Origin of the sequence: Lentilactobacillus kisonensis DSM 19906 = JCM 15041, assembly GCF_001434135.1 — a bacterium.
GTDB lineage: Bacteria > Bacillota > Bacilli > Lactobacillales > Lactobacillaceae > Lentilactobacillus > Lentilactobacillus kisonensis.
In genome coordinates this window covers 1-14,363 of the sequence record NZ_AZEB01000005.1, presented here as the reverse complement: position 1 = coordinate 14,363, position 14,363 = coordinate 1, and the positions used below count along the sequence as shown (strand labels likewise).

14 protein-coding genes are annotated in these 14,363 nt (G+C 40.7%); 12 read left to right on the top strand and 2 right to left on the bottom strand.

Annotation, left to right across the window (positions count from 1 at the left end; all coding sequences use genetic code 11):
• Positions 1 to 110: 110 nt before the first annotated feature.
• From FC98_RS03745 to FC98_RS03705, 9 genes are all read left to right on the top strand, one after another.
• Positions 111 to 545 (top strand): hypothetical protein, encoded by a 435-nt coding sequence (locus tag FC98_RS03745; RefSeq protein ID WP_040471125.1) that lies wholly within the window; start codon positions 111 to 113, stop codon positions 543 to 545.
• Positions 546 to 709: 164 nt separating this feature from the next.
• Positions 710 to 1,210, top strand: a complete 501-nt coding sequence (locus FC98_RS03740) for a hypothetical protein (protein WP_008856058.1) — start codon at positions 710 to 712, stop codon at positions 1,208 to 1,210.
• A 220-nt stretch (positions 1,211 to 1,430) separates the two neighbouring features.
• Positions 1,431 to 2,249, top strand: coding sequence for a hypothetical protein (locus FC98_RS03735; protein ID WP_008856057.1), 819 nt, complete (start codon positions 1,431 to 1,433; stop codon positions 2,247 to 2,249).
• Between the two features lie 503 nt (positions 2,250 to 2,752).
• Positions 2,753 to 3,931 (top strand): MFS transporter, encoded by a 1,179-nt coding sequence (locus tag FC98_RS03730; RefSeq protein ID WP_008856054.1) that lies wholly within the window; start codon positions 2,753 to 2,755, stop codon positions 3,929 to 3,931.
• A 49-nt stretch (positions 3,932 to 3,980) separates the two neighbouring features.
• Positions 3,981 to 4,721 (top strand): DUF975 family protein, encoded by a 741-nt coding sequence (locus FC98_RS03725; RefSeq protein WP_040471124.1) that lies wholly within the window; start codon positions 3,981 to 3,983, stop codon positions 4,719 to 4,721.
• A gap of 772 nt (positions 4,722 to 5,493) precedes the next feature.
• Positions 5,494 to 6,663 carry an iron-containing alcohol dehydrogenase gene (locus FC98_RS03720; RefSeq protein WP_056949216.1) on the top strand — a complete coding sequence of 390 codons (1,170 nt, stop codon included), beginning with the start codon at positions 5,494 to 5,496 and terminating at the stop codon, positions 6,661 to 6,663.
• Positions 6,664 to 6,938: 275 nt separating this feature from the next.
• A complete protein-coding gene (locus FC98_RS03715) occupies positions 6,939 to 7,448 on the top strand; it encodes a hypothetical protein (RefSeq protein WP_008856050.1) in 510 nt (169 codons plus the stop codon).
• A 163-nt stretch (positions 7,449 to 7,611) separates the two neighbouring features.
• A complete protein-coding gene (gene rfbB / locus FC98_RS03710) occupies positions 7,612 to 8,595 on the top strand; it encodes a dTDP-glucose 4,6-dehydratase (protein ID WP_008856049.1) in 984 nt (327 codons plus the stop codon).
• A gap of 16 nt (positions 8,596 to 8,611) precedes the next feature.
• The gene (locus FC98_RS03705) at positions 8,612 to 9,493 is read left to right on the top strand and encodes an NAD(P)-dependent oxidoreductase (protein WP_054656034.1); all 882 of its coding nucleotides are present in this window, start codon (positions 8,612 to 8,614) and stop codon (positions 9,491 to 9,493) included.
• A gap of 259 nt (positions 9,494 to 9,752) precedes the next feature.
• Here FC98_RS03705 and FC98_RS03700 read toward each other — a convergent pair whose 3' ends face one another.
• Positions 9,753 to 9,947 (bottom strand): hypothetical protein, encoded by a 195-nt coding sequence (locus FC98_RS03700; protein ID WP_054656036.1) that lies wholly within the window; start codon positions 9,945 to 9,947, stop codon positions 9,753 to 9,755.
• Positions 9,948 to 10,361: 414 nt separating this feature from the next.
• Between FC98_RS03700 and FC98_RS03695 the strand changes: the two genes are divergently transcribed.
• Entirely contained in the window at positions 10,362 to 10,814 is a 453-nt protein-coding gene (locus tag FC98_RS03695; RefSeq protein ID WP_008856046.1) for a MerR family transcriptional regulator, read from the top strand.
• A gap of 81 nt (positions 10,815 to 10,895) precedes the next feature.
• On the opposite strand, the gene FC98_RS03690 is transcribed toward FC98_RS03695, so the two are convergent.
• Positions 10,896 to 11,105, bottom strand: coding sequence for a hypothetical protein (locus FC98_RS03690; protein WP_008856045.1), 210 nt, complete (start codon positions 11,103 to 11,105; stop codon positions 10,896 to 10,898).
• 368 nt (positions 11,106 to 11,473) lie between these two features.
• Between FC98_RS03690 and FC98_RS03685 the strand changes: the two genes are divergently transcribed.
• Together FC98_RS03685 and tyrS are read left to right on the top strand one after the other, a co-directional pair.
• The gene (locus FC98_RS03685; protein WP_008856044.1) at positions 11,474 to 12,124 is read left to right on the top strand and encodes a zinc metalloprotease; all 651 of its coding nucleotides are present in this window, start codon (positions 11,474 to 11,476) and stop codon (positions 12,122 to 12,124) included.
• Positions 12,125 to 12,931: 807 nt separating this feature from the next.
• Complete coding sequence (gene tyrS / locus FC98_RS03680; RefSeq protein WP_008856042.1) at positions 12,932 to 14,188, top strand: tyrosine--tRNA ligase; 1,257 nt, start codon at positions 12,932 to 12,934, stop codon at positions 14,186 to 14,188.
• Positions 14,189 to 14,363: the final 175 nt, after the last annotated feature.

Below are 14,363 nucleotides of genomic sequence, written 5' to 3'. Positions count from 1 at the left end.
GTTAATAGCCGTAACCGCTGCTGAACATTCTGGTAATGTTTGGTAAGTCCGCGGTGTTCCTAGAAGCTCGTTACTTTAGTGACGAGTAGTTCACGCAAGGAGGTACGATGATGAAAAAGTTACGTTTGTTGGTTCTCGCCGCACTGGTTGTGTTGGGGATGAGTCTGGCGACGAACCCGGTCGAAGCCCAAGCGAGTTCGTCAACGACTACCCCAAAGAAACTCCGGGGAACTTGGTATGAATATAAGGGTGACAAGAAATTTAATATAATCAAAATAACGGCACATAGTTTTACAAATAACGGTAAAACGTACAGTCCATCCAAAAAGGGATACCAGAAGCTTCAAGTATCAAAATGGGGAACGTGGTACTCGTTTAATAAGACAAAGTCAGCTTCCAAGGACTTGGGACAGTATAAGACTAAGAAAAAGTTAATTGATAATACTTATAAAAACGTGCTGGTCAAGTACAAGGGTGTGGGTAGCTATCATATTTTTCCAACGAATAAGTACTATCACAATTTTTCCTATAGTGTGTTGGACTAATAAGAGTGAACGTAGTAAAGCACTCAGAGGTTGGAACAATTCTAATGTGTGGTGCCTTGAAGTTCCATGGCTGTTGTAGTTACTTTATTCGTATTTAGGGTTCCTTTTAGATATAATTGGTTCAAAGCAATATTACTGACTAATTATTAAAAGGAGGCCATAATATGAAGAAATCATTAGTAACGATGGTTGCAATACTGGTTGTACCACTTGCTTTGGCCGGCTGTTCAACTCAATCAAATAATCAAGACACTTCAAAGTCTAGTAGTTCAAGTAATAGTCAGACTGCTGCAGAGAGTGACTCTCAGAGCAGCTCGGTAACGACTGCTAATAATTCTAATAGCCCGCGGGCTTTAAAAGTGCAGTATCAAGATGAATCGTTTACAACGACATTAGACCACGAATACTATGAGGAGCATCTTTATAAATACGTTCCGGGGTCGGTTGATCGAAATAAGACTTATTCATGGGATTCTAAAAACGTTTCCTCGCAAACAAAAGTCCACGTGGATAAGCGGGCCATTGCTACTTTTAAAGATGAAGATGATCACGAGGCCGAACATGAAACGTTCTTTAGAATTAAGATTGGTAATCATGCGAACCAAAAGTATTGGGTGAGTGATGATGCCTTACAGGATGACCACGAAAACGACTTTGATGATTGATCGATGATAATGGTTGCAATTTTCTTTTGAAGGTTGTATATTATGGTCAATCAAAAAAGGAGGTGATGCTTTTTGACAAGTGGAATATCTCATAAAGCATCAGCTGTGGAGAACGAATTAAAATAGTTGATGTTCACGAGAAGGAGCCGGCGAAATAATAATCGTCGGCTTTTTTGTATTATTAGGGTTTATTTGAACAATCCATTTGGGAGTGATTTTGATGGCATCCATAGCGAAGTGGCTAGCAACATATACAGTGAGTTTATTTTATGCACTCATCTTTTGGGTATTTAGCCGATCAAACGCATCGGGAGGGGCGAGTGGATCGACGATAATTTTAAACGTCCTCAACCTGACTAATGCGGGCGTCCTTTTTCCAGTTTCTTCAATGTGGCTTAGAAAAATTTTCTCAGAAGCTGGGTATCATTCAGGACTCGATGCACTACCAATGGATATGGGAAACGGCGCCACTTATTTTTCAATGGGCCAAAATGATCATTCTGCGTTTGTACCCAAGGGAATTGATACGGCCCTTTTTAAAAATGCTGAATCATTGTTGATTTATTTGGTTAATTACATATTGGCATTACCGTTATTTATTTTGTTAACTTCATCAAAACTGTTTAAGTGGCAGTTATTTGAACGGTTAGTTTTGTTTTCAGAGACGCATCGATATAAACGAAATCTTAAGAATGCTAAGTTTATTGCACCAATTGATTTGGCTGGATTGACAGCGACTATTGATGATCATAGAGAGGCGTTATTATTCATTGGCTCGCCAAATGATGTGTTAAGTCGAAAAATACTACCAGCGTTAGCCGCAATTGGCAAGTTAAATACAGTGACAATCGATTATTTTGATGCTTCTCAGGCATCTAATGAGCAGTACCAGACGATTTTGTCAAAACTGAATTTGTATACACTACCCAGCCAATTGCCAGTTTTGGTTGAGATTCATCATGATGGGTCAATTTCGCCAATTGAATTTAATCACCTTGCTGAGGTGGTTCGGTTATGGGCGGAAGGAACTGGCAGGTAGGATGATGGGAGATGGGCTACTACGGTGGCCTTTTTTATTTTCTAGTAAGTGTGGAGATCCTTACTCGGGAATTTTTCTCAATGGAGGCTTACTCTCCGGTTACTAACTGCTTGGTTCTGCTCACTTTATTTAGGACAGTTGTGCCAGGCAAAAGCCTGCGTATAAGCACCTTAGGCAAAAGTTCCAGACCGGGAATTCTTGCCTAAGGAGACTTATACTCCGGTTTTTAACCGCCTGACGCCCTCACTTTATATTACAGCCACATTAAATCCTCTTCATGTTAGCGTTTTTAGTAAACATTAACCTAGATACTTTCTATAAAACCCTGTAAGATGTGAAAGGTTGAGGTTACTAAAAATGAAGGACCGCTGTGTCAGGCAGAATCTTCCATATAAGCACCTCACCCAAAAATTCCTCACCCAGGAATTTTTGGGTGAGGAGACTTATATTCCAGTTTCTAACCGCCTGGCTCCACTCACTATGGATAGAGGAGATGAAAATCAATGAAACAGTTTAAAGTTCGAAGCTTTGTTCTAGTTCTAATTGCATTTGTATTGGGGTTCAGCGAATTCCTGATTGTGGGGATTTTGGATGATTTGGGCGCCCAGTTCAACGTTCCTGTTGCAACCGTTGGCTATCTTGTCACAATTTTTGCGATTGTTTATGCCATTAGCACCCCGTTTATTACCATTCTACTTGGAAAATATAATTTATTTGGCGGCTTGCTTTTAATGATGGGGATCTTTACGCTTGGCAATGTTCTGAGCTTCTTAGCAACGAACTTTGTTTTTCTGGCTGTTTCGCGGATTATCACTGCTTCTGTCGCTGGCGCTGCGATTTCAATTGCGCTAACTTTCGTGGGGTACATTGCGCCAATGGCTAAGCGTGGGTGGTTGTTATCATGGGTCTTCTCAGGCTTTAGCATTGCATCAGTCGTTGGTGTGCCCCTTGGGACTTGGATTTCCACTAATTTGGGCTGGCGAATGTCGTTTTTAACGGTCATTATTATTAGCTTATTAACGATTGGACTGATTATTCTCAGCCTGCCACGGGATCTAAAAGTTAAGGAAAGCAGTGTTAAAGGTCAAATTTCCCTTTTTAAAGATAAGCGAATTCGAATTAGCATGCTGCTGCCAATGTTTAACTTAGCAGCGATTTATGTCTTCTATACCTATTTGCGGCCGATCATTACCAACCAATTGCATTTTTCGGTTGGCACCCTAACAATTCTATTATCTGTGTTTGGCATTTCTAATATTATTGGTAATTTAGCAAGTGGCCGTTTAAGCGAAGGGCCAGGAATGCGGGCAATGCCAACGGTCTTTATCGCGCAATTTGGGTTGATGATGTTGATGCCGATTGTCTTTAACGTCAGTTGGTTAGGGGTTGTTGTGCTTTTTCTAGTCATTTTCACCATGCCATTATTAAATTCACCGGTTCAACTATTCTTCCTTCAGGTTGCTGAAACGGATTATCCACAGTCAATTGTGCTGGCTTCTTCGTTAAATTCCATCTTTTCTAACTTTGGAATTGCGTTGGGGTCAGCGACTGGTGGGGTCATCGTTTCTCATGCTGGTTTGATGGGAGTTGGCCCTGGTGGCGCCGTTTATGCGGTTGTTGCCCTTTTATTAGTTGTGAGTTTGAATAAGATGGTTAAAAAATTAGTTCAATCGAAGAAGTGAAACGTGTAAAATGAACCTATTAATGATTAAGGCGCTAAAGGGAGGCTCTATGGATCGAATAAGTCTAAAATTAGAATCAAAGCGGTTGCTTTCAGGCCACTTTCCGTTCTTTGTCCTACTATTTTTACCAGTTATCATCCTCCAATTCGGATATTCACTTGCCAGTTCGATGATGGATCCGCAGTCACCAACATTTATGCGGGATTATACGCAGTTGCTGGAAGGTGAATTTAACCCCAATACTGAAAACTTGATGATGCTGTTAATTATTTTGACTGGCCTAACACTTATCATTAGTCTGCTGACCGTTGGAATGCGGTTTGCTAGTATTGATTTGATACGAAACCAGGCGAAATTTGAGGCCCCGGTGACAAAGTCATTTACGATTTTAAATGACGGGACGTACTTTATCAGCACAATTATAATGGGAATTATCACGACCGTGTTAACTTTGCTTTGGTCGATGTTGTTCATTGTTCCTGGCATTATTAAGAGCTTTTCGTATGTTCAAGCCATTAATATTTATCGGGATGCATTGGATGAGGGAAAGCCGATTGGTTATTTTGAGGCCATCACAAAGAGCCGTCAAATGATGGCCGGGCACAAAATGGACTATTTTGTCTTGGCACTAAGCTTTATTGGCTGGTATATTCTTGAGGGGTTGTCGTTTGGAATCCTATCGTTTTGGGTTGAGCCATACGCCCAATTGGCATTTGCTAATTTTTACGTTAAACTAGCTGATCATGCTGAACCAGATGATTTAATGAATATTTTTGATAATAAGAGTTAATCTAGGAATAGCTGTTTGGATTCTAGGGTTAACGATGAAGGGCCACCATTCCTGTTTTTTGGGAATGATGGCCTTTTCGTTAAGATAATAGCAATCTGTTGTTTGTTGCTAGGGTGCATAACTAATTACTACTTGGTAAAACCTGTTTTGATGGCAATCAAAGTTACTATTAGAAATGATAAAGTATCAAATACCAAGCTTCCTCGATCGGCATATGCACAACTTTTAAAAGGATGTGGAAGTGAGTTTCCTAGTTCACAAGTTTGAAAGCACAAACGTTTGCCCTTGGCGCCAACACTTCAGTATTAATGGTAATTAATGTCACATCAGACCTTGATATTAAGGCAATTATACTCTTTTATTTAAAATAATAATTAAATAGTAAACATTTGTGAAAATATTTACATAACGATGGGATGATGCTATCATGTAATTGGTTTCAAATCTGAGTGGTTATTTTCAGGACAGCTGCGCAAAGCAGAAATCTGGATCCGCTCACTTTATTAGGACAGCTGCGCAAAGCAGAAACTTCCACATAAGCACCTCCGACAAAAATCCCCCAAAACCAGGAATTTCTGTCGGAGGAGACTTATGTTCCAGTTTCTAACCACTTTGCTTCGCTCACTTTATTAGGACAGCTGCGCAAAGCAGAGATCTGCGCGTAAGCACCTATCGAAAAAATTTCAAAACCAGGAATTTCCTCGATAGGAGACTTACACTCCGATCTCTAACCGCTTTGTTTCGCTCACTTATTTTTAGGAGGATATTTGTAATGAAAGAGAATTTTGACTTTTTAATGCCCAGCGTGAACTTTTTTGGCAAGGGTGTTATTGAAAAAATCGGTGATCGTACCAAGATGTTGAATATGAAGAAGCCTTTGATTGTTACTGGGAGCTTTCTTCGGTCAATGGAAAATGGTCCCGTTGCCCAGACACTAGCATCATTGGATAAGGCAGGGGTTCCTTATGTGATTTATGACGGGGTTGAACCTAATCCTAAAATTAGAAATATTCAAGAAGGAAAGAAAGTATACTTAGATAACGATTGTGATAGCATCATTACTGTCGGTGGTGGTTCTTCACATGATTGTGGTAAGGGAATCGGTATTATTTTGACTAATGGTGATGATATCACTAAGTTGGCTGGTATTGAAACATTGGATAACCCATTACCACCACTGATGGCCGTTAATACGACTGCTGGGACGGCTTCTGAGTTAACCCGTCACTGTGTGATCACAAATGAAAAAACTAAGTTGAAGTTTGTGGTGGTTTCATGGCGGAATATTCCGTTGGTATCGTTTAATGATCCAATGTTAATGCTCGATGTGCCAGCTGATTTGACTGCTGCGACTGGGATGGACACATTTGTTCAGTCAATTGAACCATACGTCTCAACCAATCGAAATGAAATTACTGACGGTCAGTGTGTCGAAGCCATTAAGTTGGTTGAAGAAAGTTTGCGAGAAGCATACGCAAACGGACATAACGTTGAAGCCCGGACTAAGATGGTTGAAGCAGAAATGCTTGGTGGAATGGCCTTTAATAACGCTGATCTTGGCTATGTTCACGCAATGGCCCATCAACTTGGTGGCCAGTATGATGCGCCACATGGTGTTTGTTGTGCAATGTTGTTGCCAATCGTTGAAAAATACAATATTATTGCTTGCCCAGAAAGGTTTGCTCAGTTAGCCAAAGTCATGGGTGAAAATACGGACGGCTTATCCGTTCGTGAAGCAGCTGATCTGTCAATTAAGGCAATGCGGCAGATGTGTGATGACGTGAATATTCCACGGAGTATTAAGGCAATCGGTGCCAAGCCAGAAGACTTTGAAATGATGGCTGAAAATGCGTTGAAGGATGGTAATGCCTTTTCAAATCCTCGCAAGGGAACCAAGGAAGACATCGTTAAGCTATTCCAAGAAGCTTATGATATGAAGTAATTTAAGCATCATAATTATTTGTTGAATTGAAATAAGTCCCCCTCACTAAATATCCTGTTAGGATTATTTAACGAGGGGGACTTATTTATAATCTCATTGCGATTGGAATAGCCGTAAGGGAAAGCTTAGGAAGCGTTTTATATCATTTCTGTCTAATTATTATAATAAATATTTTTAAACTTAATTAATGACATTTCGCTTGTATTCAGATATAATTATGATATTAATAAGAATGCGATTTTAAATTTCGATTTTTACATTGGAAGGTGAAGAACATGAAAAAGGGACTATTGATCGATGCCGCCGTACTTTTGCTTATCCCGCTCAGCATCGTTGGCTTTTCACTTAGCATTGACGGTGACAAGGGCACGATTCGGACATCACAAACAGCTCACGTAAACGACATTGCCACGGCAACCGACACTGAATATGCTGCAGGGAATACTAATGGATCCCTTAAGGTGGAACCGATGGATTTCAGTATGTCGAGAGTTTACCGTGTCACCTATAGCAAAGCCAACTTAAAAACGACCCTTGATGACGATTATCGAGAAGAGCGGCTTTATCGATACGCTCCGGGTTCCAAGAAGAACAATCGGACCTACAATTGGTCAAAAATTAAAGCCAGATCTGGTAAACGGGTTTATGTTGACATGAAGGCCAAGGTATATTATCGCGAAGGTGACGGTGAACGGGATACTGAGGATTTTTATCGAATTAGGACCTCAGCCAGCAATAAGGCATCTAAGTATTGGGTAAATGAAGATGCCATTGATATTGATTAATTAATTACGTGGTTGTCAGTCAATCATCACCGTTTCTAAAAGAAGTCCTCTAAGCTAGGCCTAATATAGGCTGGTTTAGGGGATTTTTAAGTTGTTTATATTTTGCTAGGGAGGCTAAATTAGAGCTATAATCTTCTTGGGTTTGTTATTAAGGAGGTAACTGATGAATATCCTGGTTACTGGTGGTGCTGGTTTTATTGGCGCTAACTTCATTCACTATTTGTTGGGTCACAATATCAAGGATCGAGTGGTTAATCTTGACGCACTCACTTACGCGGGAAATCTCAATAATTTGACGACGATTCAAAATGATTCTCGGTACATATTTGTTCACGGGAATATTGCTGATCCCAAAATTGTTAAACGGGTGATTGCGCAATATCATATCCAAGCAGTTGTCAATTTTGCGGCGGAATCGCACGTTGATCGGTCCATCCTTCATCCCCAGTCATTTGTAACCAGTAATTATGTGGGGGTAAGCTGTTTGCTGGATTGTCTTAGAGATACTAAAGTGACGAAGTTTGTCCAGGTATCCACTGACGAAGTTTATGGTAGTTCAAAAGCTGACCAAAAATTTCGTGAAACGGACGCGCTTAATCCAACGTCGCCTTATGCGGCGACCAAGGCAGGCGCCGATTTGATGGTATTAGCATATTACAAAACCTTTGGCATCAATGTGAATATTACTCGATCCGTAAATAACTATGGGCAGTATCAATTTCCGGAAAAATTAATTCCACTTATGATTTCAAGGGGGATTTTGGGGCAACCACTGCCATTATATGGTGATGGCAATAATTACCGGGATTGGTTAAATGTTTGGGACAATTGCCGAGCTATTGACGCGGTTCTTCGTCACGGGATTCCGGGTGAAATTTATAATGTCGCTGGTCAAAATTATCATCGTAATCGTGATATTGTTGACTTAATTGTTAAGCAACTTGATTTACCACGATCCCAAGTTCAGTTTGTTCAAGACCGTCCAGGTGACGACCAGCAATATGTAATTGATGACACGAAAATTCGGCAGCAATTGAATTGGCATCCAGAAGTTGATTTTACGACTGGCATTCATCAAGTGATTGAATGGTATGTTCAAAATGAGCGTTGGTGGCGACCACTGGTTGCGCGGGTAAAGAATCGATAAATTTTGAGGTGAGAATATGAAAATTGGATTTATTGGAACAGGCGTGATGGGAACAGGTATGATTAATCAATTACTTGGTGCTGGGTTTGAAGTGTCGGTATATAACCGGACCAAGGCTCATGCCCAGACTGTATTGGACAATGGTGCTACTTGGCTGGATACACCAGAGACGGTTGCCAAGGCGAGTGACGTGATTATTACCATTGTTGGGTTCCCTAAGGATGTTGAGGAAATCTATTTTGGTGATCATGGAATATTCAAAGGTACTGAGGCAGGAAATGTCGTCATTGATATGACAACCAGCTCGCCGATTTTAGCAAAGAAAATTGCCAAATATGGTGAGCAACATCAAGTGGGCGTTTTGGATGCCCCAGTTTCAGGTGGTGACGTTGGTGCCAAAAATGGTACGTTAACAATTATGGTTGGCGGGGATGCTGCTCTTTATGAAAGGGTTGAGCCAATTCTTAAGACAATGGGGAGCTCAATTCGCCGGTTTGGTGATGCTGGTCAAGGTCAAAACGCCAAGATGGCGAATCAGATTATGATTGCGGGGACGATGACTGGAATGATTGAGTCGTTGGTATACGCTAAAAAAGCTGGTTTGGATCTTAAACAAGCGATCCAAACCATCAATGGCGGTGCAGCAGCTAATTGGAGTATGGCAAATTATGGCCCCAGAATCCTTAATGGTGATTTGAAGCCCGGATTTGCCGCCAAGCACTTTTTGAAGGATTTGCGGATTGCACTGACCGTTGCTGATGAAATGGCGATTGATCTTCCTGCGACGAAGCTGGCTAGGGACTTGTACGAAAAGATGGTGGTTGCTAACAAAATGGGAGATTTAGGGACTCAGGGGTTAATTAAACTGTATGATGAGACCGGATCAACAGATGCTTAGATTGCGGAGTTTAGCAACGTTTTGGCAATAAGCGTTTTGATCTCAGAATGTAACGAAAAATCCCAATCACTCCTGGTCTTGGAATGGCTGGGATTTTTGACCGAAGCTTTGTGTAAATTGTTGTTTGATGTTGGTCAGGATAATCAATAGATCATTGAAACTTGCCAATGAAGGATCAATTAGTGGATCACTTTTGGGTTGACGGGAGAATAAGCGAAGTGGGTTCCAAATTTTTAAATCGTGTTGGTTTTGCTGAGGGCTACTTTTTATCCTTCCTGCGCTGATTGGCCTCAATAATGTTGATGACAACGGAAATTAACAGGAAAATTCCTGCGAGGATAATAAAACCAACTTTAACGTTATCAGCAAATGCGGACCGTTGAATCAAAACTGCGATTAAAATGGAAATGATTAGTGATACGTCTGCAACGATCAGTCTTGGAGAAAATCCCATGATAGTCATTCCTTTCTTAATATCCCTAGCATTATAGCAAAAATATTAACCTAGGAAGCGAAGTTACCTAAGTATTTAAAAAAATTTCTTACTTTGAGAGATTCCGGGTAATTGGTACTCGTGTAGGACAGCTGCGTAAAGCAGGGGTCTGCGCGTAAGTACCGCCAAAAGCCGAGATCTGTGAATTTCATCTGTGCTATGGTGGCTGTGATGACCTAGCGGAAACGTGCTACACTAAGCAGCAATCTGCTCATAAGCACCGCAACTGTAAATCCAAATCCGGGATTTTTAGTTGCGGAGACTTATGAACTGATTGCTAGTCGCTTGGTTCCGCACGCTGGTTTGCCAATCGAAGGCGATTTGATATAATGACCACGAGTGAGTATTCACGATAAAATTCAAATTAGGTGAATTATGATGACAGATTTCAGCCCCGATGAGTCATTCATCGATACAAATAAATTAATCTTTGGAATTGGTCAGGTCCAGCAAATTACGGGTGTTTCCGGCCGCCAGCTCAGGTACTGGGAGGCGCAAAAGTATATTTCACCACTTGACCAGAAAAAGGGTGTTTCTCGGCAGTATTCACTGCGGACGTTATTTTTGATTTTTCATATTAATCGGTTCATTGAACAAGGGTTTACGCTGCAAGCTGCGGTTGATCACGCTCAAAAATTTGATGCGCAAATTCCTGCTCTTAGGAAATTTCTTAGAGGTCAGTTAAAGGGCGTGACCATATCTGATGATAAAACTCTCCTGGATTTTGGCTATCTCAATCATCATCACGATAAACACGTTTATGGCGTGATTGACCAAGGCGGCGAAACGTCTTTTGAAATTAAGGACGTGGCGTCACAATCACATTAAAACCGTATAATTAAAAAGCATTCGCTAAGCAGATTCAATAGTTGCTTGGCGGATGTTTTTTTGCTGGGGTCGTTAAGAGATTTAGACGCCTTGATCGTCAAAATGTTTGTATAGTCCAATAATTGTCTTATCGTCTAAATCAATTGGCTTGCCATCTAAAGTAACGTTTTGGATTTTGTAGTAATCTTCCAAGTCAGGAACCTCAAGCCGTTGATTTGCCATAAAGTCCTTAGCTGAGTCGTACTGGATGGTTTCGGTAGCACCGCCGTCCTCGTAGGTTATTTTTAACATTAGCTCGCTTTCTTTCTATAAATAGTCTGGATCAATTAAGCGATCATAATTCTACTTACAAATTTATTCTAGGTTGTTGATCAAAAAAAGGCAACAATCAGTATTTTGAATTTTTTGTGAAGAAGGTTTGAAAAAACGTAGAGTTTAAATTTGAGGGAAGTTGGGAATTACTGTATATTTATTGTCAAGGGGAAGGAAAGTAAGTCGCAATTAAGTGAGAATAGCTGGGGGTTCAGTTGAAAGGCTACGGGTTAACTTTGATGTTTGAAGTTCTTCACTTAGGTGCGTTCACATAGCACACCGTCTCTGACAAATTAAATGAATTTGAGAATATGATACCTGACGACATTTATTCAAGGGGGAGCTAAATGTTTAGTTTTAAGCATTTTTTTGTTGTGATGGTAGCTTTGTTTGGCTTTGTTGGGTTGGCAGTCCAGTCGGATGACGTTTCAGCAGCCCAAACTATTAAGTTTACCAGTGAAATGCATACTAACAAGAATTTGACTTATAATGGCACAATTAAGTATTACGTCAAGGGGGATGCGAAGAAGTATCAAGCCAATCTTGATTACGCAGCTAATCGCTGGAATAAGGCGCTGGGGCAAAAAGTGCTGCGTAAAACAACTAGCTTGACTGACTCACGACTTGTGTTTACCGGGACAAACAAACTTGCCAGTGGGTATGCTGGCATGGCTGAGATTAATAGCGGCGTCATTGCTTTAAACACGTCGTGGATGAACCGGTATAACAAACAAAAGCAGCGTGCTGTGATCATTCACGAATTGGGGCACACGTTTGGGACAAAGGATTTATATAATTATCCTGACGCCACATTAAGAGGCGTTTTTAAAAAACAAACGATTATGGGTGGAAACTATTCTACTAACATTAGAAGTTTTGATGCCAAATTGGCAAAATGGACACTATCAAAGACACGGAGCATGTCTCCGACAGAGTTTAGTCACTATCGATCTAATAAAGGACTGTATTACCAGCAAATGCTTCATGGACAGCTTTAATTTGTTTCCTGAATCCATTGACATTGATTAGCTGACCATCTATCATTAAATTATCGTTTGTGGATGTTGATACAGTGAAGTATTTAGCTGATTTGAGAATTCAGGAACTCGGTGGTTAATGTGAACCGGGCGGTTAGTTAATGAAATTACGACTGTTGAGTCCGTTAGGTTTATTTAGACGAGTCATTTCGTTATCAATGATATGAGAGATTGTTGGCTTTGGCTGGCAATAACTTGGGTGGTAACGCGGAAATTTCGTCCCTGGCAGTTGATGTCAGGGACTTTTTTATTTGGACTACTACCCAACAAAGCAGGAGGGTTACATGTAGGCACCTCTACAAGGATCCTAGATTTAGGGGCTTTTGTAGAGAAGGCTTCCGTGTTGATCCCTAAGTGTTTTGATCACTATACTAGGACAGCTGCGTCAGGCAGAAGCTTCCATGATAAGCACCTTGATCAAAAATCCCAAAACCAGGGATTTCTGACCAAGGAGACTTATATTCCAGCTTCTAACCGCCTGACTCTGCTCACTTATTCTAGGACAGCTGCGCAGAGCAGAAACTTCCACATAAGCACCCCTAACAAAAATCCCCCAAAACCAGGGATTTCTGTTAGAGGAGACTTATGTTCCAGTTTCTAAACGCTCTGCTCCGCTCACTTATTCTAGGACAGCTCCTCCAGGCAGAAGCCTGCGCGTAAGCACCTCCGAGAAAAATTCCAGAACCAGGAATTTCCCTCGAAGGAGACTTACACTCCGGTTTCTAAGCGCCTGGATCCGCTCACTTATTTTTTAGGAGGAATTGATTGATGAATATTTTGGATGAATTGAAATGGCGTGGTGCAATTAATCAAGAAACAGATCATGATGGTTTAAATGAGTTGGTAAACCAAAAGTCCGTTGGCATCTATGCCGGCATTGATCCCACTGGTGATAGTATGCACATTGGACATTTGATTCCATTTATGATTTTGAAGCGATTTCAGTTAGCTGGACATCATCCCGTTATTTTAATTGGTAGTGGGACTGGTGCCATCGGCGATCCCAGTGGGAAGAAGTCTGAACGGGTTTTGCAGACGATGGATCAGGTTAAGCATAATGAAAAGGCCCTTACTAGTCAGATGGAGAAACTGTTTGGCCAGGATGGCAAGTTTGAAATCGTTAATAACTATGACTGGCTTTCCAAAATATCTCTTTTGGATTTTCTTCGCGATTATGGCAAATTATTTAATGTCAATACGATGCTTAACAAGGAAATTGTTGCTAGTCGACTAGAAGTTGGAATCTCATTTACCGAATTTACTTATCAAATTTTGCAGTCAATTGACTTTCTTCATTTATATCGACATAACGATGTTCAGGTTCAACTTGGGGGCGCCGACCAATGGGGCAATATTACCTCGGGGACCGATTTGATTCATAAAGTGGAAGGTGCTGATGCTAAGGTTTATGGATTGACAATTCCATTACTACTCAAGGCTGATGGTACTAAGTTTGGCAAATCAGAGGGCGGCAATGTTTGGCTTGATCCAGAAAAGACGACGCCTTATGAGTTTTACCAGTTCTGGATTAACCAAGATGACCGGGATGTGGTTCGCTATCTCAAGTACTTTACCTTCTTGAATCAAGATGAGATCGACGAGTTGGCTAAAAAAGTTGAAACAGAGCCAGAGAAGCGTGAAGCACAGCGACGACTTGCTGAAGAAGTGACTGAATTTGTGCATGGTAAGGCTGCAGTTGAGCAGGCAGAGCATATTTCAGCGGCACTGTTCTCTGGTGATGTATCAAAATTAACCACTACTGAAATTGAACAGGGCTTCAAGAATATGCCAACGGTTGAAGTTTCAGCGGAACCCCTTAATATTGTGCAGTGGTTGGTAGACACCACGAAGATTGAATCATCTCGGCGTCAAGCAAGAGAAGATATCAAAAATGGGGCAATTAGAATTAATGGTGAAAAAGTTCAGGATGTTGATTTTATGATTGATCCATCTGTTAAGTTTGATGGTAGGTTTGTGATTGTTCGAAGAGGAAAGAAACGTTACTTCTTAGCACGAGTTAAATAGTTATTTAAGGTAAATCAATTTGATTTACCTTTTTTTGTTGACATCGTAATTAAAAGCCGGTATATTATTTAGTGCGGCTTTTAATAAATCCATTTTTTGAAAGTTAACGGATTACAAAAAGTTGTTGACACATATGCAGCATCATGATAATATTAAATAGTTGTCAAAAGCGATA

Excerpts from the sequence above, each read along its gene's own strand:
- FC98_RS03725 (WP_040471124.1), top strand. The coding sequence starts at position 3,981 with ATGGATCGAATAAGTCTAAAATTAGAATCAAAGCGGTTGCTTTCAGGC.
- FC98_RS03715 (WP_008856050.1), top strand. The coding sequence starts at position 6,939 with ATGAAAAAGGGACTATTGATCGATGCCGCCGTACTTTTGCTTATCCCG.
- FC98_RS03720 (WP_056949216.1), top strand. The coding sequence starts at position 5,494 with ATGAAAGAGAATTTTGACTTTTTAATGCCCAGCGTGAACTTTTTTGGC.
- FC98_RS03690 (WP_008856045.1), bottom strand. The coding sequence starts at position 11,105 with ATGTTAAAAATAACCTACGAGGACGGCGGTGCTACCGAAACCATCCAG.
- tyrS (WP_008856042.1), top strand. The coding sequence starts at position 12,932 with ATGAATATTTTGGATGAATTGAAATGGCGTGGTGCAATTAATCAAGAA.
- FC98_RS03745 (WP_040471125.1), top strand. The coding sequence starts at position 111 with ATGAAAAAGTTACGTTTGTTGGTTCTCGCCGCACTGGTTGTGTTGGGG.
- FC98_RS03695 (WP_008856046.1), top strand. The coding sequence starts at position 10,362 with ATGATGACAGATTTCAGCCCCGATGAGTCATTCATCGATACAAATAAA.
- FC98_RS03705 (WP_054656034.1), top strand. The coding sequence starts at position 8,612 with ATGAAAATTGGATTTATTGGAACAGGCGTGATGGGAACAGGTATGATT.
- FC98_RS03700 (WP_054656036.1), bottom strand. The coding sequence starts at position 9,947 with ATGGGATTTTCTCCAAGACTGATCGTTGCAGACGTATCACTAATCATT.
- FC98_RS03740 (WP_008856058.1), top strand. The coding sequence starts at position 710 with ATGAAGAAATCATTAGTAACGATGGTTGCAATACTGGTTGTACCACTT.
- FC98_RS03730 (WP_008856054.1), top strand. The coding sequence starts at position 2,753 with ATGAAACAGTTTAAAGTTCGAAGCTTTGTTCTAGTTCTAATTGCATTT.
- rfbB (WP_008856049.1), top strand. The coding sequence starts at position 7,612 with ATGAATATCCTGGTTACTGGTGGTGCTGGTTTTATTGGCGCTAACTTC.
- FC98_RS03735 (WP_008856057.1), top strand. The coding sequence starts at position 1,431 with ATGGCATCCATAGCGAAGTGGCTAGCAACATATACAGTGAGTTTATTT.
- FC98_RS03685 (WP_008856044.1), top strand. The coding sequence starts at position 11,474 with ATGTTTAGTTTTAAGCATTTTTTTGTTGTGATGGTAGCTTTGTTTGGC.